At 72.0% G+C, this 22,068-nt stretch carries 18 protein-coding genes and 1 pseudogene; 8 read left to right on the forward strand and 11 right to left on the reverse strand.

Annotated elements, in window-relative coordinates:
* Positions 1-36: 36 nt before the first annotated feature.
* The 3 genes from IF04_RS0103570 to IF04_RS0103580 all read left to right on the forward strand — a co-directional run bounded on the left by IF04_RS0103570 (position 37) and on the right by IF04_RS0103580 (position 3,089).
* Positions 37-1,083: a substrate-binding domain-containing protein gene (locus tag IF04_RS0103570; protein WP_030250680.1), complete on the forward strand. Its 1,047-nt coding sequence runs from the start codon at positions 37-39 to the stop codon at positions 1,081-1,083.
* 339 nt (positions 1,084-1,422) lie between these two features.
* Positions 1,423-1,794, forward strand: a complete 372-nt coding sequence (locus tag IF04_RS0103575; protein WP_030250681.1) for a YciI family protein — start codon at positions 1,423-1,425, stop codon at positions 1,792-1,794.
* Positions 1,791-3,089, forward strand: a complete 1,299-nt coding sequence (locus tag IF04_RS0103580; protein ID WP_078599799.1) for an RNA polymerase sigma factor — start codon at positions 1,791-1,793, stop codon at positions 3,087-3,089. The genes IF04_RS0103575 and IF04_RS0103580 overlap by 4 nt, the downstream gene beginning before the upstream one ends.
* Here the strand turns inward: IF04_RS0103580 and IF04_RS0103585 are convergent.
* Positions 3,028-3,525 (reverse strand): glycosyltransferase family protein, encoded by a 498-nt coding sequence (locus IF04_RS0103585; protein ID WP_030250687.1) that lies wholly within the window; start codon positions 3,523-3,525, stop codon positions 3,028-3,030. The genes IF04_RS0103580 and IF04_RS0103585 overlap by 62 nt on opposite strands.
* Before the next feature lie 94 nt (positions 3,526-3,619).
* Positions 3,620-6,558, reverse strand: a pseudogene (locus IF04_RS35450) (ATP-binding protein).
* A gap of 280 nt (positions 6,559-6,838) precedes the next feature.
* Here IF04_RS35450 and IF04_RS0103595 point away from each other — a divergent pair.
* Complete coding sequence (locus IF04_RS0103595; protein WP_063829430.1) at positions 6,839-7,957, forward strand: isoafricanol synthase; 1,119 nt, start codon at positions 6,839-6,841, stop codon at positions 7,955-7,957.
* A gap of 45 nt (positions 7,958-8,002) precedes the next feature.
* Entirely contained in the window at positions 8,003-8,725 is a 723-nt protein-coding gene (locus IF04_RS0103600) for a leucine-rich repeat domain-containing protein (RefSeq protein ID WP_030250694.1), read from the forward strand.
* Positions 8,726-8,792: 67 nt separating this feature from the next.
* On the opposite strand, the gene IF04_RS0103605 is transcribed toward IF04_RS0103600, so the two are convergent.
* From IF04_RS0103605 to IF04_RS0103625, 5 genes are all read right to left on the reverse strand, one after another.
* The gene (locus IF04_RS0103605; protein WP_030250697.1) at positions 8,793-9,035 is read right to left on the reverse strand and encodes a DUF397 domain-containing protein; all 243 of its coding nucleotides are present in this window, start codon (positions 9,033-9,035) and stop codon (positions 8,793-8,795) included.
* 111 nt (positions 9,036-9,146) lie between these two features.
* Positions 9,147-10,313: a thiolase domain-containing protein gene (locus tag IF04_RS0103610; RefSeq protein ID WP_030250701.1), complete on the reverse strand. Its 1,167-nt coding sequence runs from the start codon at positions 10,311-10,313 to the stop codon at positions 9,147-9,149.
* A gap of 7 nt (positions 10,314-10,320) precedes the next feature.
* The gene (locus tag IF04_RS0103615) at positions 10,321-11,361 is read right to left on the reverse strand and encodes a thiolase domain-containing protein (protein ID WP_030250703.1); all 1,041 of its coding nucleotides are present in this window, start codon (positions 11,359-11,361) and stop codon (positions 10,321-10,323) included.
* Positions 11,361-12,308 carry a Zn-ribbon domain-containing OB-fold protein gene (locus tag IF04_RS0103620; protein ID WP_030250705.1) on the reverse strand — a complete coding sequence of 316 codons (948 nt, stop codon included), beginning with the start codon at positions 12,306-12,308 and terminating at the stop codon, positions 11,361-11,363. Before IF04_RS0103620 ends, IF04_RS0103615 begins: the two co-directional genes overlap by 1 nt.
* A 33-nt stretch (positions 12,309-12,341) precedes the next feature.
* Positions 12,342-13,142, reverse strand: a complete 801-nt coding sequence (locus IF04_RS0103625) for a crotonase/enoyl-CoA hydratase family protein (protein WP_030250712.1) — start codon at positions 13,140-13,142, stop codon at positions 12,342-12,344.
* 164 nt (positions 13,143-13,306) lie between these two features.
* Between IF04_RS0103625 and IF04_RS0103630 the strand changes: the two genes are divergently transcribed.
* A complete protein-coding gene (locus tag IF04_RS0103630; protein ID WP_030250714.1) occupies positions 13,307-14,926 on the forward strand; it encodes an acyl-CoA synthetase in 1,620 nt (539 codons plus the stop codon).
* Here IF04_RS0103630 and IF04_RS0103635 read toward each other — a convergent pair.
* The 4 genes from IF04_RS0103635 to IF04_RS0103650 form a co-directional block, all read right to left on the reverse strand.
* The gene (locus IF04_RS0103635) at positions 14,890-16,206 is read right to left on the reverse strand and encodes an MFS transporter (RefSeq protein ID WP_030250724.1); all 1,317 of its coding nucleotides are present in this window, start codon (positions 16,204-16,206) and stop codon (positions 14,890-14,892) included. The genes IF04_RS0103630 and IF04_RS0103635 overlap by 37 nt on opposite strands.
* The gene (pdxA, locus tag IF04_RS0103640) at positions 16,203-17,279 is read right to left on the reverse strand and encodes a 4-hydroxythreonine-4-phosphate dehydrogenase PdxA (RefSeq protein ID WP_037958236.1); all 1,077 of its coding nucleotides are present in this window, start codon (positions 17,277-17,279) and stop codon (positions 16,203-16,205) included. The genes IF04_RS0103635 and pdxA overlap by 4 nt, the downstream gene beginning before the upstream one ends.
* A 97-nt stretch (positions 17,280-17,376) precedes the next feature.
* Complete coding sequence (locus tag IF04_RS0103645; RefSeq protein WP_078599801.1) at positions 17,377-18,792, reverse strand: four-carbon acid sugar kinase family protein; 1,416 nt, start codon at positions 18,790-18,792, stop codon at positions 17,377-17,379.
* An 82-nt stretch (positions 18,793-18,874) separates the two neighbouring features.
* Positions 18,875-19,720: a DeoR/GlpR family DNA-binding transcription regulator gene (locus tag IF04_RS0103650; RefSeq protein ID WP_245654297.1), complete on the reverse strand. Its 846-nt coding sequence runs from the start codon at positions 19,718-19,720 to the stop codon at positions 18,875-18,877.
* Between the two features lie 208 nt (positions 19,721-19,928).
* On the opposite strand from IF04_RS0103650, the gene IF04_RS0103655 reads away from it, so the two are divergent.
* Both IF04_RS0103655 and IF04_RS0103660 read left to right on the forward strand, forming a co-directional pair.
* The gene (locus IF04_RS0103655; protein ID WP_030250734.1) at positions 19,929-20,882 is read left to right on the forward strand and encodes an LLM class flavin-dependent oxidoreductase; all 954 of its coding nucleotides are present in this window, start codon (positions 19,929-19,931) and stop codon (positions 20,880-20,882) included.
* Positions 20,883-20,943: 61 nt separating this feature from the next.
* On the forward strand, positions 20,944-22,053 hold the full coding sequence (locus tag IF04_RS0103660) for a questin oxidase family protein (protein WP_030250738.1): 1,110 nt from the start codon (positions 20,944-20,946) through the stop codon (positions 22,051-22,053).
* The last annotated feature ends 15 nt before the right edge of the window (positions 22,054-22,068 follow it).

Consider the following 22,068-nt stretch of genomic DNA (forward strand, 5'->3'; position numbering starts at 1 on the left):
TTTCCGACCGACGCGCCAGGTGCTACCGTCCCGCTCATGCCACCAGCCCAGCGGCACCACCCCACGCTGGCCGACGTCGCCCAGCGGGCCGGGGTGTCCGCCTCCACCGTCTCCCGCACCATGCGCGGTCTGTCGACCGTCTCGCCCGACGTGCGCGCCCGCGTCGAACAGGCCGCGCGCGAGCTGCACTTCGTGGTGTCCCGGCAGGCGTCCAGCCTGGTCACCGGCCGCACGGGCGTGGTCGCCGTGCTCGCGCCCACGCTCAACTCGTGGTTCATCGGCTCGGCGCTCTCCAGCCTCGGCCCCGTGCTGCGCGCCGCCGGCCTGGATCTGCTCGTCTACGTCATCCCCGACCTGACGGAGCGGGCCGCCTTCTTCGAACGGCTGCCGGCCCGGCGCAACGCCGACGCGCTGCTGGTGTTCTCCTTCGACCTCTCCGAGGAGGAGAGCGCGCGCCTGGACGACCTCCAGATGCCGGTCGTCTACATCAGCCAGCACGCCGCGGGCCGGCCCAGCGTGTACGTGGACGACGTGGCGGGCGCCCGCGCCGGCACCCGCCACCTGCTCGGCCTCGGCCACCGCCGGATCGCCTTCGTGCAGACCACCGGGGCCAGCGGCTTCACCTTCAGCTCGCACGAGCGGCTGCTCGGCCACCGGCAGGCGCTGGCCGAGGCGGGCGTGCCGTGGGACGACGAGCTGGTGGTGGCCACGCCGGCCGGACACAAGCGCCGCACCGCCGAGGCGGTCGGGCGGCTGCTGACCCTGCGCGAACCGCCCACCGCGGTCTTCGCCGAGCAGGACGAGGTCGCCGTCTCGGTGCTCTGGACGCTGCGCAGGGCCCGTATCGACGTGCCCGAGCGAATCTCCGTACTGGGCTTCGACGACCATCAGATGGCCGAGTGGTCGGATCTGACCACGATCGCCCAGTCGCCGGAGGAGATCGGGCGGGCGGCGGGCGAGCTGGCCCGCGACCTGATCAACGACCCGGAAGCGGACCAGGCCCGGCACATCGTCCTGCCGACCCGGCTGATGCCGCGCGCGACTACGGCACCGCCGCCGACCGGGCCGGACCACTCTGCGTAGCGGCCGTGGTCCGGGAGGCCGGGCGCATGGTGAGCCGTCGGCGGCCGATCCGGTCGCCGAGCGTACCCATCGTGATGACCAGGCCCGCGACCATGAATCCGTAACTGTCACTGATCCACAGCTGCTGGACGCCGGTGGCACCCAGGTCGGCGCTCAGCCGCGGAAGCGCGAGGAGAGGTCGCTGTTCGCCGGTTGGTCGGAGCGGTCGCGCGCTTCTTGACATCCGTACGGGCAAAATCTCAGGCGAAATTTCCGGCGGGGGATGTCAAGACGACGGCGGCGGCTCCGACCAACCGGCGAAGGACCCGTCCGGGGCCCGCGAACGACGAGGAGTACGAGATGCAGTTCTTGATCAGCATGCATATCAACCCGGCGGTGCTGGACGCGCTGACCGACGAGGAGAAGGCCGCGATCGGCGACGGCCACGGCAAGTTCATCGAAGCGCTGAAGGAGTCCGGCGAGCTGATCACCACGCAGGCGCTGGTCGACCCGTCACAGGCCGCCGTGGTGTCCGTACGCAACGGCCAGCCGGTGGTCACCGACGGGCCGTTCCTGGAGGCCAAGGAGTACCTGGGCGGCTTCTACCTGATCGACTGCGAGAACAAGGAGCGGGCGATCGAGCTGGCGGCGCGGATTCCGGACACCGCGATCGAGGGGCTGGGTGTCGAGGTGCGTCAAGTGATGTTCGCTGACGGACAATTGGAGGCATGACAGCACCGGACTTCGAGGACCTGCTGCGTGCGCTCACGCCGCAGGTCCTCGGCGCGTTGGTAAGGCGGCACGGCCAGTTCGAAGGGTGTGAGGACGCCGTACAGGAGGCCGTCCTCGCCGCCACCGTGCAGTGGCCGGCCGAGGGCGTGCCGGACAATCCGCGCGGCTGGCTGATGACGGTCGCGTCCCGGCGGCTCATCGACCAGATGCGCAGCGATCACGCGCGCCGCGAGCGGGAGTCCGCGGCGGCCTCCGAGGTGGTGCCCGAGGAGGTACCGGACACCGACGACACGCTGGTCCTGCTGTTCCTGTGCTGTCATCCGACGCTGACCGCGGCCTCCCAGACCGCGCTGACGCTGCGCGCGGTCGGCGGTCTGACCACGGCCGAGATCGCCCGCGCGTTCCTGGTGCCGGAGGCCACGATGGCGGCCAGGATCAGCCGGGCCAAGCAGCGCATCAAGGCCGCCGGCAGCTCTTTCGGCCTGCCGGCGGGCGTGGAGCGCGAGGAGCGGCTGCGGGTCGTCCTGCACGTGCTCTACCTGATCTTCAACGAGGGGTACACGGCCTCCTCGGGCAGCACATTGCACCGCGCCGACCTCGCGCGCGAGGCGATCCGGCTGGTCAGGGCGGTGCACGCGCAGCTTCCCGAGGACGGCGAGGTGACAGGGCTGCTCGCGCTGATGCTGCTGACCCACGCCCGCCGGGAGGCACGTACGACGGCGGCCGGCGACCTGGTGCCGCTGGATGAGCAGGACCGTACGAGGTGGGACCGCGAGCTGATCGGCGAGGGCCTCGACCTGGTCAAGGCGTCGCTGGCCGGCCCGGCCCTCGGCCCCTACCAGCTGCAGGCCGCCATCGCCGCCACGCACGCCGACGCGGCCACGGCCGAGGAGACCAACTGGCCGCAGGTGCACGCCCTTTACCTGATCCTGGAACGGATCGCGCCCAATCCGATGGTCACCCTCAACCGGGCGATCGCGCTCGCCGAGACCGAGGGGCCGGCTGCCGGGCTGGCCCTGCTGTCCACGTTGGACGGTGACGCGCGGATGGCCGTGCATCACCGGCTGCTGTCCGTACGGGCGCATCTGCTGGAGAGGTCCGGCGACACGGCCGGGGCCTACGAGCACTACCGGCGCGCCGCGAAGGCCACCGCCAGCCTCGCCGAGCGGCGCTACCTGGAGTCCCGGGCCGGCCGGGTGCGGACACAGCCGGCCGGGGTGTGCACCCAGGCGCTCAGCCCTGCTGGAACATCTCCGCAGGCAGCGGCTTCAGCAGCGCGTACAGATCGTCGGTGATCGGGCGGTCCCAGCTCGCGATCGTGACCAGCACGCCGTCGCTCCGGTCGAACTGCACACAGGAGACGCGGCCCTCGGAGCACTTGATGCGCTTGACGATCAGCAGGTTGTCGTCGTGCATGACCGGGAGGTCCTCGGTCTCCACGACCGTGACCTCCTCGTCGTGCTCCAGCGCGTCCAGCAGCTGCGCCACCTCGAAGGGCACCTCGCCCTCGCCGAGCTCGCGCGCCGGGGAGCCCTCCGGGAGGTTACCGATGATCATCGCGGGGCCGCGGCCGCCGAAGAGGTCGTAGCGCAGGAAGACGCCCTGGCAGCTGCCGTCGGGGGCGGGCAGCAGACCGGCGCCGAGATTGCCCGGCCAGTCACCGGGGTCCATGGCGAGCACATCGAAATCGGGCCCTGCGGGCGCGGCGCTACGGCGGCGGAGGAACGACATACAGCCATCGTACGTGGCCCGCCCGGTCACCTTCCTGCGGTACCGCGCCGCCGACAGGCCGGAAACCCCGGCCACCGCCGTGGGGTCTGTGGGGTCACCCTTCCGGCGCGGCGGGCGGCTGCAGGACGGCGGCCACGCCCTCACTCCCCAGCAGTCGCGCCAGGCCGTTACGGTCCGTGCCCATCTTGCGGTACACCCCGGACAGCAGCCGGCTGACATCCGGGGGCTGCGTGCCCAGCTCCACGGCGATGCGGTCCTTGGTCCAGCCCTGCACGACCCACTCGGCCACCGCCCGCTCCTGGGTGGTGAGCGTGTCCGTGCCGGAGCTGCGCAGCTGGAGGGGGCGCAGCCCGGCGGCGGACAGCTCGTCGCGGGCGCGCGCCACCAGCGACTCGGCGCCGCAGTGCAGGGCGCTGTCGAGGCCGCGGTAGAGCCGGTCGGCGGCGTCCTGCGGCAGGCCGGCGCGGCGCAGCGCGGCGCCGTGCTCGACGAGCGCCTGGGCCAGCTCGTAGGCGGACGGGGAGCGCTCGAAATGGCGGACCGCCTCGGCGAGCAGCTTCATGCCCTCCGCGCCGCCGACCACCTCGGCCTTGCAGAACAGCGCCTGCCCGATGGCGGACTCGGTACCGAAGTCATGGGCGCGCTGGAGTGCTTCGTCGGCGAGGGCGATCGCCCTGGGCCGGTCGGTGAGGGCAATAGCGCGGGCGAGGTGGAGTTGCCAGGGGCACCAGGCGGGGTTGCGCATGCCGCGCGGCTCCAGGCGCCTGCCGACGGCCGTGAGCTGGTGTTCCGCATCGCGGTGCAGGCCGCGGGCGAGCAGCAGCTCGCTGTGGACGGTCTGTGAGTCGGGGTAGACGACGGCGTTCGGGACGACGTCGCCGTAGCTGTACGTGTCGGCCAGCTCCTGGGCCTCGTTGACGCGGCCGCGCGCGAGCAGGATCTCGATGAGGATGCCGATGGCGAACCACTGGGCGGGCACTCGCTGGCCCACCCGGTGCGCGATCCGCAGGCCGCCGTGGACCAGGTCCTCCGCTTCGGCGAGCCGGCCGCGGCGGTACCGGATGTAGCCGAGGAGGGTGTACCCGAAGGAGAGGTGGGCGCCGCGCCAGCCCTTGCGCTCGCACTCGGCGATGCCCTGGTGGAACAGCTCCTCGGCGCGGCCGGGCTGGTCGCAGTACATGAAGGTGAGCGCGACGATCACGGGGACCTCGAAGCCCCACTCCTCGTCGGTCCACGGCAGCCCGTCGCCCAGCGCCTGCTCGGCGTAGTGCAGCGCCGTCTGTGCGCTCTCGCCGCGCACCATGGCGTCCCAGGCGCGCAGCCCGAGGATGTACCGCTCGGCCATGTCACGCCCGGTGACGTGGTCGGCGAGCTTGGCGAGCAGCCGGGAGCGGGCGGGCGAGTCCTGCTCGTCGGCACGGAACGCGTTGTACATGAACTGCTCGGCCTGCATGCGCAGCCGCGTGCGTGCGTTCGTCGCGCGCTGGACCTCGGCGGCGACGACCTGGGCGGCCTCCCCCAGGCGGTCGCTGTGGGCCAGCGCCTGCGCCAGCTTGTACGTGATCGTCTCCCGCAGGGCGGGCTCCAGCTCGTGCTCCTCCAGGGCCGCGCGGAGGTGGTTCACGGTGGTGGCCGGCTCGCTGAGCAGGGAGGAGCAGCCCAGCTCGAACAGGACCCGGGCGCGGTCCTGGAGCGAGGGCGGTTCGCGCAGCGCGCGGGCCAGGCAGCGGCGGGCGGCGTCCGGCGCCCCGGCCCGGAAGTACTCGGCCGCGGCCTCCCGCAGCGCTGCACGACCCAGTCGTCGTGCTCGGGGTGCATCTCCAGCAGGTGGCGCGCCGCGGCGGTGGCGCCCAGGCCCGCGTCGACGACCGCGGCGGCCGCCTGGCCGTGCAGGGCGACCCGCAGCGCGCCGGGGATGGCCTGGTAGACGGCGCTGGCGACGAGGGGGTGGAAGAAGCGGAGGTTGCCGTTGTCGGACTTGCGGGCCGGGGCGAGGATGCGCGCCCCGCGCAGCTGGTCGAGGACGTCGGCGGCCTGGACGGCGCCGAGGCCCGCGACGTTGGCGGCGAGCGTCGGGGAGACCTCCGTGCCGAGCACGGCGGCGGCCCAGGCGAAGCGGACGGCGGCGGTCCCGAGCCGCTCCAGGCGCTCGACGAGGCCGCTGTCCTTGATGGCGGTGATCAGCTCGCGCAGCTGGGAGACGTTGGCCTGCTGGGGCTTGATGCCGCGCTCGCGGATCTTGGCGCTCAGCTCGACGACCTCGTACGGATTGCCGCCCGTGACGGCCCAGCACTCGCGGCAGAACGCCTCGTCGGCGCCCTCCCCGACCATGTGGTTCACGACGCGTTGGACGGCGGTGGGGGTGAGCGGGGTCAGCTCGAAGGGGCGGGAGCCGCTGCGCTCGGCGATCCGGCGCAGCGGGCCGGCGCCGGCCGGCAGCTCGTCGGGGCGGTACCCGACGACGATCAGTATGGGGAGCTCTTCGGCGCGGGCGGCGAACGCGGTGAGCCAGGCGAGGGATTCGGGGTCGGCCCAGTGCGCGTCGTCGAGGATGAGGACGACGGGCGAGAAGTGCACGGCGAAGCGGGTGACGACCCAGTCCAGGCCGTCCCGGACGCCCTGCGGGTCGGGCGAGGCGTCGCCCTCTGCGGCGACCAGCCCGACGGCGGGCGCGACGATGTCGTACCAGGTGCCGAGGATGCGGCGGTGCTCCTCGGGGGACTCGGCGGCGAACACCGGCTGCACCAGCTGGCGTACGACGTGGAAGGCCACCTCCTGCTCCTGCTCGCCGCCGCGGGCGAGCAGCACCGTGCAGCCGCGCGCGATGGCGCGCCGGCGGGTCTCGGTGATCAGCGCGGTCTTGCCCATGCCCGGCGGCCCGGCGAACGCGAGCAGGCCGCCCGTGCGCACGCCCTCGGCGCCGTCCCCTGAGCCGCACAGGTCGGTCAACATCCCGTCCAGCGCGCTCAGTTCCGTCTCGCGCTCGAGCATCGGCCTGCGCACCCGGCCCGATCGCCCGATCATCTCCGCCATGACCTTCCCCTCCTGCATACAGCGATGAGCCTAGCGCCGACGGGGGCTGCCGGAATGGTCCTCGGCGACTTTCGACCATGGACCGCTGGAGCGCGCCGCACGGTTCCGCGCCGTCCGCGGCGGCACGCGGCGCGCGGCCCCTTGCCTGCGCGGGTGGCGCGAGCGGGCGTCGTGCACGAACTCATTGACCAATAAACCGACTCCCTTCTTGACTCGTCATTGCACGAGCCCCAGGCTCCCCTGACTGCGTCACGCGGCGCAGCGGCGAAGGAGGCGGACCATGAACGACCCGATCATCGCGGAGGCGGCCCCGCTGCCGCCCGTCCCCCGGCGTACCGCGCCCCTCAGCATCCCTTTCCGGGCCCGGCTCAACCCCGGTGTGGAGACGGCCCGCCGGCACACGCTCGGCTGGCTGCACGGGTACGGCATGCTCTGCGGGGAGGCGGCGACCGCCGAGTACGACGCGCTGCGGCTGGACCGGCTCATGGCGTACTTCTACCCCGACGCCGACGCCGACGAGTTGGCCCTGGCCACGGATTTCAACGCCTGGTTCTTCCTCTTCGACGACCAGTTCGACGGCCCGCTGGGCCAGTGCCCGGAGGCGGTGGCGCACCTCGTGGACCGGGTGGTGCGCACGATGGACGACGCGCCGGAGCTGCTGCCCGAAGAGCCCGACAGTCCCCTGGTCGCCGGTTACCGCGACATCTGGCGGCGGATCACCGAGGGCGCGCCGCGCGCCTGGCAGCTGCGCTTCAAGGGCCACTGGGAGCGGTACCTCGCCGCGTACCACTGGGAGGCCCAGAACCGTACCCGAAAGGGGGTACTGCCGCTCGAGCAGTACCTCAAGGGGCGGCGCGACTCCATCGGGGTGCAGCCCTGCCTGGACTTCGCGGAGCGCTGCGGCGGTTACGTCCTGCCACGTGAGCTGCACGGCCGACCACCCCTGGCGGAGCTGCGCCGGCTCACCGCCGAAGCGGTCATCTTCGTCAACGACATCGTGTCCGTGGACAAGGAGCTGGCGGCCGGCGACGTCAACAACAGCGTGATCATCCTGCACCGTTCGACCGGCTGCACGCTGGACCAGGCGGTGCGCCGGATCGCCCGCACGGCGAGCGCCCGCGTGGAACAGTTCCAGGAGCTCACCGCGACCCTGCCAGCAACGCTCAAGGAGCTGGGCATGCCCGCCGACGTGCACGACCACGTGTCGCACTACGTCGCGAGCATGCGCCACCTGATCAGCGGCAATCTCGTGTGGTCCCGGGAAACCCCGCGCTACGACGACAACGGCACCGCGGCAGTCCGCAGCCGCCCATGGGCCGACCTCTTCGCGGCGGCAGACACGGGAGTACCGGCGGCCGGTCCGGGAGTACCGGCACCCCGCCCGCCCGTCGAGTCCTGACCGCGCGCGCCGCTCCTGGCGCGCACAAACGATTGGGCTGCCCCTGTGTCCGACGAGTACAACTACTGGAAGGCGGGGCTGGGTTCCGTGCCGGAGGAGGTGTGGGAGGCCTCGCCGGGGCCGCGGGTGCTGATCCTCGCCGACAACTCCCTCACCGAGCTCCCCGACCGCATCGGGGAGCTCACGACGCTGCACACCCTCGACCTCGGGCACAACGCGCTCACCCGGCTGCCTGCCGCGCTCGGCGGGCTGACCGGCCTGTCCCGCTGCCTGTACGTCCACGACAACCGGCTCACCGAACTGCCCGCGGCCCTCGGCCGGCTGACCCGCCTCGGCTACCTCAACGTCGGCGACAACCCGCTGCGCCGCCTCCCGGACGCGCTGGGCGGGCTGGCGGGCCTGCACGAGCTGCGGGCCCAGCGCTGCGGGCTGACCGCCCTGCCGCCCGCGCTCGGCCGGCTCGCCCGGCTGCGGGAACTGTGGCTGCGCGGCAATCGCCTCACCGCGCTGCCCGGCACCTTCGCCGGCCTCCGGGAGCTGCGCGAACTGGAACTGCGCGAGAACGCGCTGTGCGACGTCCCCGCGGCGCTGCGCGGACTGCCGCTGCTGCGTCGGGTGGACCTGCGCGGCAATCGGCTGCGCACGCTCCCGCACTGGCTGCCGGAATGGCCTGCACTGGAGAAGCTGGACCTGCGCTGGAACGCCGTCGACGACGACGCGCCGACGCTGCGTGCACTGCGGGCACGTGGGTGTGTGGCCCTCACCTGAACCGCCGGCCGGCCGGGCGGACACCACATCGGACTGTGCCGCCGGGCCGTGCCGTCCGGCCCCCTCGTCAGGTCAGGTCGAACTCGCCGTCGCGGGCGCGGCGTACGAAGCCGCGCCATTCGCCGGGGCCGAAGACGACGGCCGGGCCGTTGGGGCTGCGCCGGTCGCGCATGGCGATGAAGCCGTCGACGAAGGCGATCTGGACGTCGCCCATGCCTTGTGCGCTGGGCTGCCACTGGGCGTGTGTGAGATCCAGTTCGGGCTGCTTCTCGCCGGTGATCCGCTGCTCGGTGGTGGTGCTTTCGGCCACGTTTCCCGCTCCTCACCCGGTCGGCTCCGTCGGTCCGTGCCAGCCTAGCCACCGCGCCCGGCGACGGACAGGCCGCGACGGCGCCCCGTACCGCGGCCCGTGCCGGACCGGTCAGGTCGCGGGCGGCTCCGCGCCGACCAGCCACATCGCGAAGAACTGCGACCCTCCTCCGTATGCGTGCCCCAACGCCCGCCGTGCGCCCGCCACTTGGTGCTCACCCGCCTGCCCGCGCACCTGGAGTGCCGCCTCCGCGAAGCGGAGCATGCCCGAGGCGCCGATCGGATTGGTGGAGAGCACGCCGCCCGAAGGATTCACCGGGAGGTCACCGTCCAGTTCCGTCACACCGGACTCGGTGAGCTTCCAGCCCCCGCCCTCCTCCGCGAAGCCCAGGTTCTCCAGCCACATCGGTTCGTACCAGCTGAACGGCACGTACATCTCGACCACGTCGATCTCCCGGCGCGGGTCGGTGATGCCGGCCTGCCGGTAGACGTCGGCGGCGCAGTCCCGCCCGGCGCGCGGGGAGACCGCGTCCTTGCCGGCGAAGAGCGTCGGTTCGCTGCGCATCGCACCGCCGTGCACCCACGCGGGCGGATGCGGCGCACGGTCCGCACCGGCGCGCCCGGTGAGGACCATCGCGCACGCGCCGTCCGAGGAGGGACAGGTCTCGGAGTACCGGACGGGGTCCCACAGCATCGGGGACGCCTGCACCTTCTCCAGGGTGAGGTCGTGCTCGTGCAGATGCGCGTACGGGTTCTTGAGCGCGTTCCGGCGGTCCTTGTAGGCGACGAGGGAGCCGATCGTGTCGGGTGCGCCGGTGCGCCGGATGTATGCGCGGACGTGCGGGGCGAAGAAGCCGCCGGCCCCGGCGAGCAGCGGCTGCTGGAAGGGGACGGGCAGGGACAGGCCCCACATGGCGTTGGACTCGGACTGCTTCTCGAAGGCGAGGGTGAGGACGGTGCCGTGCACTCGTGCGGCGATGAGGTTGGCCGCTACAAGGGCGGTGGACCCGCCTACGGACCCCGCGGTGTGCACCCGGAGCATGGGCTTGCCGACGGCGCCGAGCGCGTCGGCGAGGTACAGCTCCGGCATCATCACGCCCTCGAAGAAGTCCGGGGCCTTGCCGATGACGACGGCGTCGATGTCGGCCCAGGTGAGCTGGGCGTCCTCCAGGGCGCGCAGGGCGGCCTCGCGGACGAGTCCGGCGATCGAGACGTCCTTGCGGGCCGCTACGTGCCGGGTCTGGCCGATGCCGACGACGGCCACGGGCTCCTTGCTCATGACGGCCTCACTCCCCTTCCAGGACGGCGACCAGGTTCTGCTGCAGGCACGGGCCGGAGGTGGCGTGCGCGAGGGCGCGCCGGGACTCGCCGCGCTGGATGCGGGCGGCCGCCTCGCCGAGCCTGATGAGGCCCGCGGCCATCATCGGGTTGGCGGCGAGCGCGCCGCCCGAGGGGTTGATCGTCACCTCGTCGCCGAGCCGCAGGGCGCGGCGGAGCACGATCTCCTGGGAGGTGAAGGGCGCGTGCAGTTCGGCGGTGTCCACGGGGCGTTCGAACGCTCCGGCGCGTTCGGCGGCGAGCCGGGTCGACGGGGAGTCGGTGAGGTCACGGACGCCGAGGGCGTGCGCTTCGATGCGGTGGTCGATGCCGCGTATCCAGGCGGGCCGGTCGCACAGCCCTCGGGCGGTGTCCCCGGCGGCCAGGATGACGGCGGCGGCGCCGTCCCCGATGGGCGGGCAGTCGCCGCGCCTCAGGGGCGCCACGACGTGCTCGCCCATGGGGTGCTCGCCGCGCAGCTGGGCGTGGGGGTTGGCGGCCGCGTCGGTACGGCTGCGGGCCGCGACCCCCGCCAGCGCACGCTCGTCGGCGGCGCCCGCGTCGAACAGGGCCTGCGCCTGGAGGGCGGCGAGCGCCACGGAGTCGGGCCACAGCGGCGCCATGTAGTACGGGTCGAGCTGGCGCGTGAGGACCTCGCGGAGGTCGCCGGGCGAGGACTTGCCGTAGGAGTAGACGAGAGCGGTGTCGGCCTCGCCGGTGAGGAGCTTCACCCACGCCTCGTACAGCGCCCAGGCGCCGTCCATCTCCACGTGCGACTCGGAGACCGGCGGCCAGGCTCCCACGCCGTCCAGCGCCATCGTGAAGGAGAAGGCGCGCCCGGCGAGGTAGTCGCTGGAGCCGGAGCAGACGAAGTCGATCTCGCCGGCCTTCAGGGCGGCCTGGCCGAGCACGTCGTTCAGCACCGGCATCAGCATCTCCACCTCGGAGACCGCGGCGCTGTCGGGCACGTGGTCGGACTGTCCGAAGGCGACGATCGCCACCTCTCGCATCAGACCAGCTCCTTGTACGTGTCGTAGTCGGCGTCCGGCTCTCCGGTGGGGCGGTAGTGGTCGGGCCAGCGCTGCCCTTCCTTCCACACCGGCTCGACCCGCATCCCCATCCGGACCTGGTCGTACGGGATGCCGGCGAGGCGGCCGTGGAGGGCGAGCCCTGCACCGTCCAGGGCGATGTGGGCGTAGACGTAGGGCACTTCGATGTCCAGCCCCTTGGCCTTGATGTTGACGACGCAGTAGGTGGTGACGGTGCCCTTCGGGCCCACCTCGACGCGTTCCCCGGTGGGGACGCCGCAGGTGGGGCAGGCGCCGCGCGGCGGCACGTACACCTTGCGGCACTCGGGGCAGCGCTCGCCCACGATGCGCCGCTCGCCGAGCGCCCGTAGGTGGGCGGTCTGAGCGCGGCCGGGGCTGTAGGTGTAGTCGAGGCGGGCGGGGAGGGTGACGAGGGTGACGGCGTCGGCGAAGTCGCCACTGTGGTCCCGGGGCGCGTCCCCGGGGGCGCCGTCGTACGGCTCGAAGCAGGCGATGTCGGTGATGGCCCCGGTACGTTCCGCCGCCCACCGGATGCGGACCCGCGTCCCGGTGCTGACGGCCTCCGCCGAGGGCACGTCCAGTACGTGCAGCAGGGAGCTGTCCGCGCCGTCCAGCCGGACGAGCACCCAGGCGAAGGGCCGGTCGAGGGGGTGCTTGCCGGTGGGGTGCGGGTTCCAGGCCCAGGTGGTGACCGTGCCGGTCTCCGCCACCTGGACCAGCTCGCGCAGCTCCTCAGCGGTGGCCGGGTCGTACTCGACGGGCGGCACCAGCACCGTGCCGTCGGTGGCGCGCACCCCGAGGACGGTGCGTTCGCGGAGCCCGGTGAGGAAGGCGCTCTGTACGGGACCCAGGGAGCGGGTGAAGGGGAATTCGACGACGAGCGGGGCGGAGAGGGTTTCGGTGGTCACGGGCTGCTCCTCATCAGGTGCGCCGGTGGACGATCAGGCGCGCCGGTAGACGGGCGGGCGCTTCTCGGCGAAGGCTTTCGCGCCTTCCTTGGCGTCTTCGGTGGCGAAGAGCGGCCAGCCGTGGGCGAGTTCGTACGCCAACCCGTCCGTTTCGGTCAGCTCCGCGGTCTCGTACACCGATGCCTTGATCGCCTCGACGGCGAGCGGCCCGCAGGCGTTGATCTGCTCGGCGATCTCCAGGGCCCTGGCGCGGGCGCCGCCATCGGGCACGACATGGCCGATCAGCCCGATGCGCTCGGCCTCGTGCGCGCTGTACGGGCGGCCGGTGAGCAGCATCTCCAGGGCGTGCGTGCGCGGTATCTGGCGCTGCAGCCGTACGGTCGAGCCGCCCAGGGGGAAGAGTCCGCGCCGCACTTCGAAGAGGCCGAAGGTGGCGCTCTCGCCCGCGACCCGGATGTCGGTACCCTGCAGGATCTCGGTGCCGCCCGCGACGCAGGGACCCTCGACGGCGGCGATGACGGGCTTGCGCGGGCGGTGGTGCCGCAGCAGTGCCTTCCAGTGCAGGTCGGGGTCGGCCTTCATCCGATCGCGGTACGCGTCGTCGGCCATGCCGTCGCCGGCCAGCGCCTTGAGGTCCATGCCGGCGCAGAAGACGCCGCCCGCGCCGGTGAGGACGACGGACCGGATGCCGTCGTCGTCATCGGCGGCCAGCCAGCCGTCGTAGAGGCCCACGAGCATGGCGGGCGAGAACGCGTTCTTCGCCTCGGGCCGGTTGAGCGTGAGTACCAGCGAAGCCCCCACGCGCTCGGTGAGCACATGTTCGGTGCCGCCCATGGACGTCCTCCCGTCTCCGGAACGAGAACAGGTTGCAGGAACGCCACTGCGACTTCAAGGGTTTTCTGACGCCCAGTCAGTTTTCTTGGCCGCGGCTCTTCCCCCTTCCTCCCTCGGACGCTCTAATGAGCGCCGGACCGGCCGCCGCGCGATCAGGAGGAGACGTGGAGTACAACCTTGCCGACCTCTTCGAGTCGATCGTCGACGCGGTACCGGACCGCGAGGCGCTGGTGTACGCCGAGCACCCGGGCACCGGCGCCGAACGCCGCCTCACCTACGCACAGTTGGACCGGGCGGCCAACCGCCTCGCCCACCACCTCGCGGACTCCGGCGTACGCCCCGGCGACCACGTCGGCCTGCACCTCTACAACGGCGTCGAGTACCTCCAGGCCCTCTACGCCTGCCTGAAGATCCGCGCCGTTCCCGTCAACGTCAACTACCGGTACGTCGAGGAGGAGCTGGTCTACCTCTACCGGGACGCGGACCTGGTGGCGCTGGTCTTCGACGCGGAGTTCACCGGGCGAGTGGCGGCGGCCGCACCCGAAGCGCCGCGCCTGCGGCACCTCGTACGCGTCGGTACGCCGCCCCCGGGGTGCCGCGAACCTGCCCTCCCCGTAGTGCCGTTCACGGACGCGGAGGCCGCCGGCTCACCCGACCGCGGCTTCGGCCCGCGCAGCGCCGACGACCGCGTCATCATCTACACCGGCGGCACCACCGGCATGCCCAAGGGCGTGGTCTGGCGCCACGAGGACCTGTTCTTCTCCGGGACGGGCGGGGGCGCCCCCACCGGCGAACCGGTCTCCCGCCCCGAGGAGCTGGCCGAACGGGCCGCCGCGAGCGGTGAGGGCCTGGTCTTCTTCCCCACTCCCCCGCTCATGCACGGCACATCCACCCTCACCGCGTTCATAGGCTTCCACTTCGGCCAGAAAGTGGTCGTACACCGCAAGTACGTGCCCGAAGAGGTACTGCGGACGATCGAACGCGAGCGGGTCACCAGCGTCTCCCTCGTAGGCGACGCGATGCTGCGCCCTCTGACGGATGCCTTGGCCGGCCCCCTGAAAGGTACCGACTGTTCCTCACTGTTCGCCGTCTCCAGCTCCGGCGCGATCCTCTCCGACACCGTACGCGCGCAGTTCACCGCCCTGGTCCCGCACGCGATGCTGCTCAACAACTTCGGCTCCTCGGAGTCCGGTTTCAACGGCACCGCGACGGAGGACGCGGGCCCGGACACCGGCTTCCGGCTGCACGTCAACGGCCGTACGGCGGTGGTCGACCCGGTCACGCACGCCCCGGTACGGCCCGGTGAGCCCGGCCGGCTGGCGCAGCGCGGCCACGTACCACTGGGCTACTACAACGACCCGGCGAAGACCGCCGAAACGTTCTTCGAGGCGGACGGCGAGCGCTGGGTACTCCTGGGCGACATGGCGACGGTCGACGAGGAGGGCGTGGTCACGGTCCTGGGGCGCGGCTCGCAGTGCATCAACTCCGGTGGCGAGAAGGTGTACCCGGAGGAGGTCGAGCAGGCGCTCAAAGCCCACCCGGACGTATACGACGCGCTGGTCGCGGGCGTGCCGGACGACCGCTGGGGCAGCCGGGTGGCGGCCGTGGTGCAGCTGCGGCCGGGCGCGGGCCCGGTGGACCTGGCCGCCGTCCAGGCCCACTGCCGCACCCGGCTGGCCGGTTACAAGATCCCCCGCACGGTCGTGGTCACCGACCGCATCCAGCGCTCCCCCAGCGGCAAGGCGGACTACCGCTGGGCGAAGCGGGTGGCGGCGGGCGGCTGACTGCCGAGGGGCGCCGTGGCCGCCGGGCGCAGCCCGAAGGTCACCAGCCCGGCGGCCACCGCCAGGAAGCCCGCGAGCACCGCGAACCCGGTGAGCTGCGTGCCCGTCACATCGGTCAGCCAGCCGACCAGGTACGGCCCGGCGAAGCCGCCCAGGTTGCCGAGCGCGTTGACCAGCCCCATGGCCACCGCGACCACCTCGAACCGCAGCAGCTCACCGGGGATCGCCCAGAAGGGCCCGTACGGCGCGTACACCGCCGCGGCCGTCACGCACAGCAGCACCATCTGCAGGAACCCGCTGTCCACCACCTGGCCGAGCAGCAGCGCGGCGATGCCGACGACCAGGGGCCCGGCGACCGCGGCGCGCCGCCGCCGCGTACGGTCCGACCAGGCGGCGTTACCGATCATCGCGGCGAGCGCGAGGGCGAACGGAACCGCCGTGAGCAGCCCGACCTCCGTCGACGAGCCCCCGTGCGTCAGCTCCTTGACGACCGAGGGCAGCCACAGGCTGAACCCGTAGAAGCCGGTCATCCAGCAGAAGTACACCCCGATCAGCAGCAGTACCTGCGGCTTGCGTACCGCCTTCAGATACGAACCCCCGCCCGCCGGCGCGGGCTTCGCGGCCTCGTCGGCGGCCAGCGCGCTCTCCAGGTGGTCGGCCTCGGCCCGGGAGATCCAGCGGGCCTGCGCAGGCCGGTCCGCGACGGCGAACCACCACACCACGGCCCACACCAGCGGCGGCACGCCCTGGAGGAAGAGCACCCACCGCCAGCTCGCGTGGTCGAGCATCAGGCCGGACAACGGAGCCATGATGATCGACGACAGCGGCAGACAGGCCATCCACAGGGCGTTGGCGCGGGCCCGCTCGCGCAGCGGGAACCAGGAGGCGAGCAGTATCAGTACGGCGGGCCACACGCCGCCCTCGAAGAAGCCGAGGGCGAAGCGCGCCACGTAGAACTGCTCCTTGGTCTGCACGAAGGCGCAGGCCATCGCCGCCAGTCCCCAGGCGACCATCAGGATCAGTACGGTCTTCCGTGCGCTCCAGCGCTGCGCCAGCACCGCCGCCGGGATCTGCAGGAAGACGTACCCGAGGAAGAAGATGCCGCTGACCAGGCCCTTGTCGGCGTTGGACAGCTGGAGATCGCCGTGCATGTAGGGCAGCACGACCGAGACGTTGTTCCGGTCCAGGTAGGCCAGCATGTACATGAACGCGGCGACGGGGATCACGTACACCCAGCGCTTGGCCGGCGCCTGCGCCGGTGCCGGCGCCGGGGCTGTCATGGGCGGCCCCCCGTCCCGTACGCGGCGCGGATCCGGTCGGTGAAGCGGCTGAAGTCCGCGGCGGCACGGAAGGCGGCGGCCATGGTGCCGGGCGACGCCTTGCCGGTACCGGCGATGTCGAACGCGGTCCCGTGATCGACGGAGGTGCGCAGGATCGGCAGCCCGACCGTCACCGACACCGTGCCGTCGAAGTCGACGGTCTTGGCGGGGATGTGCCCCTGGTCGTGGAAGTGCGACAGCACGCCGTCGTACCGGCCCGCCAGCCCCTGGTGGAAGACCGAGTCGGCGGGGACCGGTCCGAACACTCCGTGCCCCTCGGCGGCCGCCTTCTCCACCGCGGGCCGCAGCGCGGTGATCTCCTCGTCCCCGAAGTGTCCGCCCTCGCCGCCGTGCGGGTTGATCGCGGCGACGGCCAGCCGGGGCTCGTCGTGTCCGAAGACGCGCAGCGCGGTGACGGCGTGCCGGATGCTCGCCGCGACCCGCTCCTCGGTGATCTGGTCCAGCGCCTTGCGCAGCGCGACGTGCCGGGTGGTGAAGAAGATCTTCAGTCCCCGCACGACGAACATGGTGTCGAAGTGTGCCGCGCCGGTCAGCTCGCCGAGCATCTCGGTGTGCCCGAGGTGCTGCGAACCCGCCGCCCAGATGGCCTCCTTGTTGATCGGCGCGGTGACGATGCCGTCGACCTCGCCGTCGAGCGCCACACGGGTCGCCGTCTCGATCGCCGCGACGGCCGACCGCCCGGCCTCGGGGCTTACCTTGCCCCACGCCAGGTCCCCGGTGACGATCCCGAGGTCGAGCACGTCGATGCTCCCCGGCTCGAAGCGGGCGTCCCCCGGCGCGCCGATCGCGTTGACCCGCACGCCGTCCAGCCCGCAAACGGCGAGGGCACGCCGCAGTACGGCGGCATCCCCGACCGCGATCCCGCGCCCGACGGCTGCGGTCTCCGGATCGGCGAGCGTACGGGCAACGATCTCCGGCCCGATACCGGCGGGATCGCCGAGGGTGACGGCGAGTACGGGGAGGACGGAGGAGCCGGCAGATGCGGTCGTGGAAGAAGCGGCGGATGCACTCATGAAGATGACCTCACAGCGGGAGATACGAGAGCGTGAACACGCACAGTTCGTGAACACGGGCAGTTCGTGAAGACGGACAGTTTGCGAACACGGAGAGTTACGGCGCGGCCGCTTCCGGGTATGCCCGGGATGGGGAGCTACCACCGCGCGCAATCGGGCGCAGCGTTCCGTTCGATTCCCTCCCCCCGCCCTCCTCCTCACCCCGCTCCCACCCCCGCAGCGCGTCGCGCGTACAGGCCACGCGGAGGTGGTCGAGGCAGTCGCGGGCCGCGTCCGGGCCGCCGATCAGGCCGCCCTTCGTAGCGAAGTGCAGGCCGTCGTGCGGCCCGCCGACGAGGTGCCCGGCGACGGCGAGCGGCAGCACCTCGGTCTCGATGGCGAACCCCTCCGCGCCCAGCGCCGCGGTCACGGCGGCCGCGACGTCGCCGCCCGACGCGTACAGCCCGCCCGGGCGCAGTTCGGTGACCGCGCGACGGGCGGTCTCGGACAGGGCGTGGAGGATGCGTTCGGCGGCGCGCGCGTTCGGTACAGGGCGCGTGGTGCCTGTCGCGACCCGTACCCCGAGTACGGTCGCCCCTTCGTCGGCCGCGGCCCGCAACGCACGCAGTACCGCCCCGGGTTCGGGACGCTCGGGGTCGAGCTCGGTCCAGACGGCGCCCAGTTCCGACGCGGCGCGGTCGAGTTGCTCGCCGGTGCGCTCGGTGATACTGCCGACCACGGCGAGGACGCGCGGCGGCTCGGCGCCCTGCGGCCGGATGCCGAGCGCGGCACTGTACGCGGCGCCGAAGGGACCCGAGTCCAGTACGGTCCACCGCACCCCGTCCTCGGCGGCGATCCGGGCCGCGGCCGCGGCGATCGTGTGCAGATGGGCGTTCTCCGTGGCGTCGCCGATCACGATGTCGGCGGTGGCCGCGCGCAGCGCCGTGACGACCTGCTCGATGCCCGACTCCACGACGTCCAGCGGGAGTTCGGCGGTGGACCGGCTCGTCTGCTCGCCGAGCAGCGCGGCCACCCGGGAGTGCCGTACCGGGTCGAAGGGGTCACAGGCGACGGCGGTACGGGTGAGCGGCACGCCGTCGACGAGGTGCAGCCCGCCGACGGTGGTCCGGCCGGCGTCGGGGAAGGCGGGGACGGCGAGGACGCGGGTGGGGGCTGTGGGGGCTGCGGAGACCGTGGGGGCTGGTGCCGGCTGCTCGGCGGCTGCCGCCGCCAGGGCGTCGAGTACCGCGTCCAGCTCCCGCCCCGGGTTGCCGCGCAGCGTGGTGTCCACCCGCTTGGCGACGAGCGGGACCGGCCCGGCGGCCGCGACCACCGCCCGTACCGCGTCGTAGGCGCGCCCTGCCGGCCAGTGCCGGGACCCGGTGTTGACGACGAGGACGTCGGCGCGGCCGGCGAAGCGGCGTACCTGGTCCAGCGTGCTGACGGTGACCGCGCGCAGTCCCAGTCTGGCGTACAGCGCGCCGGTGGCGTTGCTCCCGGTGAGATCGTCTCCGACGACGAGGACCTGCGGCACGGCGCCTCCCGAAACGAGCGAACCACGCATTCGGAGATGCGCGTTTGTGTCACTTCAGCCTTGGCCACCGGTCGCGGGCGCGTCAATACGCGTGCACCGCCGAGACGTTCCAGCGCTCCTCTTCGTATGCCGCGAGCGCTGCGCTACTGGTCGTGGTCATCAGTCCGGTACCGGGAGGCATCGCCGCCCAGTAGGGGAAGGCGGGCCCCAGGAGCCCGACGTCCTCGCCCCCCAAAGGCGCGCTGCCGAGCTTGGAGTGGTCGGCGAGGACCCACGGGGCCCGCGCGCACTCCGCCATCGCCTCCTTCAGCGCGGCCTGTTCGTGGTCGGGGCAGTTGATGCCGCGCCGCGCGTCCAGCCCGTCGACGCCGAGGAAGACCAGATCCGGCGTGATGCCGCGCAGCTCGCGCAGCGTACGGGCGCCCAGCAGCGCTTCGTTGGGCCGGCGCAGCCGCCCGCCCAGGACGACCAGCTCCACGTCCGCGTCGGCCAGTTCGAGCAGCGTGGAGAGCCCGTTCGTGACCAGCGTGACGTCGGTGCGGTCGCGCAGCTCGTGGGCGACCCCCGCGACGGTCGTTCCCGCGTCCAGCAGCACGACGTCGCCCGGCCGCACCAGCTCCGCCGCCGCCCGCGCGATCGCGGCCTTCTCGGCGCGCTGCACGCCTTCCTTGTCGCGCCAGGACCGCTCCGGGAGGCGGTGGTCGACCGCGCCACCGTACGTACGCGTGATGCGTCCCCGGTCCGCGAGGCTGGCCAGGTCCCTCCGTACGGTCGACAGCGAGACGCCGAACTCGGCCGCCAGCCGGTGCACGCTGACGTCACCGTCCGCCAGCAGCTCCACCATGCGCCGCCGGCGCTCCCGCGTCCCCGCCCGCTCCCCGTTCATCAACTGCCCTTCCCTCTTCGGATCGGTCTCGAAGTTGCGCACATCGCGCAAGTCGAGACTAGCCGAGGCCGGTGGCGCCCGCGGCCCCGCGACGGCAGGCAACCGGCGCGATTCACCTGGTGATTAACGCCGATATGACATTCCCTCACCGAGACCTGACACAGGAAACCTTGACCCCCGCGCCCTGACCAACAGAGGCTGTTCGAGCGAAGTTCACGCGCGCCGTGTTCCACGGAAGGTGAGAACGATAATGAGGATCGGGCTCCTCTTTGATCTGCGTAATCCGGCGCAATGGGAGCGGCCGTGGGCCGACCACTATGCGCGTACGCTGGAATTCTGCGAGGAAGCCGATCGACGCGGCATCGGGGGGCTTTGGTTCACCGAGCATCATCGCTTCGAGGACGGTTATCTGCCGCAGCCGCTCACCTTCGCGGCGGCCGCCGCGGCGCGCACGAAGCATGCACGCATCGGCACCTCGGTGGTCATTCCGGCGCTGCGTGCACCCGCTCATCTGGCCGAGGAAGCAGCAGTTGTCGATCTGATCAGCGGCGGCCGTCTGGAGCTCGGCATCGGCGCCGGATACCGAGTCCCGGAATTCCAGCTTTTCCATGTCCCGCACCAGCGCCGCACCACGCGTGCCGGGGAGGCCGTCGCGGAAGTACGCCGGTTGTGGAGTGAACACGTGGTGACCCCGCTGCCGCTGCAGGATCCCGTACCGATATGGGGCGGGTTCTACGGTCCACGCGGAGCGCGAATGGCAGGCAGACTGGGCATGGGGTACCTCCACATATCCCGCCCCATGTTCGAGCACTACCTGGCCGGAATCCAAGAGGCCGGACGCGATGTGAGCACGGCACGCGTCGCAGACCTCGTGCCCATTGTGCTGGCGGACGATCCCGAGGCCGCCTGGGTGCGGATCGCACCTCATCTGGCCCATCAGAAAAATACCTATCGGCAGGGCTGGTCGGAGGGCAGCGGCCGGCCGAAGCTGCCGTGGCTGGATCCGAATCCGGCCTCCGACGAGCTGCGCGAACTGCTCGATGTCCTTACTCCGGAACAGGCCGCACAGCGCATCAGAGCGATGACGCAGGGGCTGCCCGTGGAACACCTCATCTTCTGGTCGAGCATCGCCGGCATGCCCGACGACCTGGTGGTCCGCCACATGGAACTCCTCACCGAAGAGCTTGCTCCCCTGCTCTCCTGACAAGACCCACACGCCACCGATACGTCACCGATATTCGAGAAAGCGCAGAAGAGGAGATCCCGTGGTTACCTATGTCGATGCCGTCAACGAAGCGCTGGAGCGCCTGGACGATCTGGGATACGAGCGCGGCGACCGCAACGAATTGGTCAATCACGGTCCGATGGCTTCCGAAACGCTGGCCACCCTCGGGCACGGTGATCAGATCGGCACCTGGGTCGAGGTCTACCGCGCCAAGCCGCACCACGACAGGCCCGCGCCTTTCCTTCCCCTCGATGCATCGGACGAAGGCTCCTGGCGATCCGCCCTGGGCGATTTCAGCCGGGCCGGGGACTGGGAGCAGCTGTTCTTCCGGGAACTGACCGACGCTCCCTGGCGCGACGTACTCGTCCGATGGTGGCCGCGCCTCATCTCCGGGCTGCTGGCGGGAATTACGCACGGCGCGATCCGAACGGCGCACGCCGTGCGCAGCCTGTCCGGCACTCCGCATCCGAGCCGGGCACAACTGACCGAACTCGCGCGCGGGCTCGCCTACTGGGCGGCCCGTTACCGCACCCTTCCAGGAGAGGCGGACTTCCGCGGAAAGGCCGGCCTGGCCCAGGCCGTGGCGGAAATTCCTCGCGAGCAAATGGCGGAGTTCCTGGCCCCGCCGAAGGCGAGGGTGATCTCACGGGACAGGCTCGACCGAATCTCCGAGATTCCCGGATACACCGAAGCGCTGCACGCCGTCGCTCCGAAGGACCCCCAACTGATACTGAGCGAGATGACGGCCGAGTTCGCCGGTCTCTATCTCGTCCACACCGAGATCTATCCCATTCCGCTGCTGCACGGAGTGACGCTGCCCGCCGCCGTCCGGATCGTCCTGCCCCACCTTCCGCTGGAAATGCGGCTGCCGACGGTTGCCGCCGTCTGGCAGCTCCATGTGGCGCTCCTCCTCTCCTTCACCGGCGGTCGCCGAGGCGAGGAGACGGCGCGCGAGGCCGCGCTGGAAACCGAGACCCCGCCTTTCGCCGAGCTGATCGCTCGCGCCGTGGAGCACAAGGACGAGCACGTCATCAAGTTCACCGAGGCGTGCCTGCGCGAGAACGGCCTGCGGCCCGACCCGCGCTACGCCGCCGCGGTCCAGGCCGCCCAACTGCGCATCCCGACGCCCGAGAGCGGCCTCATTCCCTGACGCCGGGTTCAGCCG

Origin of the sequence: Streptomyces violens (assembly GCF_000717745.1) — a bacterium.
GTDB lineage: Bacteria > Actinomycetota > Actinomycetes > Streptomycetales > Streptomycetaceae > Streptomyces > Streptomyces violens.

Coding starts and splice junctions, on each gene's coding strand:
- IF04_RS0103615 (WP_030250703.1), bottom strand. CDS start 11,361: ATGCGAGAGGTGGCGATCGTCGCCTTCGGACAGTCCGACCACGTGCCC.
- IF04_RS0103595 (WP_063829430.1), top strand. CDS start 6,839: ATGAACGACCCGATCATCGCGGAGGCGGCCCCGCTGCCGCCCGTCCCC.
- IF04_RS0103635 (WP_030250724.1), bottom strand. CDS start 16,206: ATGACAGCCCCGGCGCCGGCACCGGCGCAGGCGCCGGCCAAGCGCTGG.
- pdxA (WP_037958236.1), bottom strand. CDS start 17,279: ATGAGTGCATCCGCCGCTTCTTCCACGACCGCATCTGCCGGCTCCTCC.
- IF04_RS0103625 (WP_030250712.1), bottom strand. CDS start 13,142: ATGGGCGGCACCGAACATGTGCTCACCGAGCGCGTGGGGGCTTCGCTG.
- IF04_RS0103655 (WP_030250734.1), top strand. CDS start 19,929: ATGAGGATCGGGCTCCTCTTTGATCTGCGTAATCCGGCGCAATGGGAG.
- IF04_RS0103580 (WP_078599799.1), top strand. CDS start 1,791: ATGACAGCACCGGACTTCGAGGACCTGCTGCGTGCGCTCACGCCGCAG.
- IF04_RS0103570 (WP_030250680.1), top strand. CDS start 37: ATGCCACCAGCCCAGCGGCACCACCCCACGCTGGCCGACGTCGCCCAG.
- IF04_RS0103610 (WP_030250701.1), bottom strand. CDS start 10,313: ATGAGCAAGGAGCCCGTGGCCGTCGTCGGCATCGGCCAGACCCGGCAC.
- IF04_RS0103575 (WP_030250681.1), top strand. CDS start 1,423: ATGCAGTTCTTGATCAGCATGCATATCAACCCGGCGGTGCTGGACGCG.
- IF04_RS0103585 (WP_030250687.1), bottom strand. CDS start 3,525: ATGTCGTTCCTCCGCCGCCGTAGCGCCGCGCCCGCAGGGCCCGATTTC.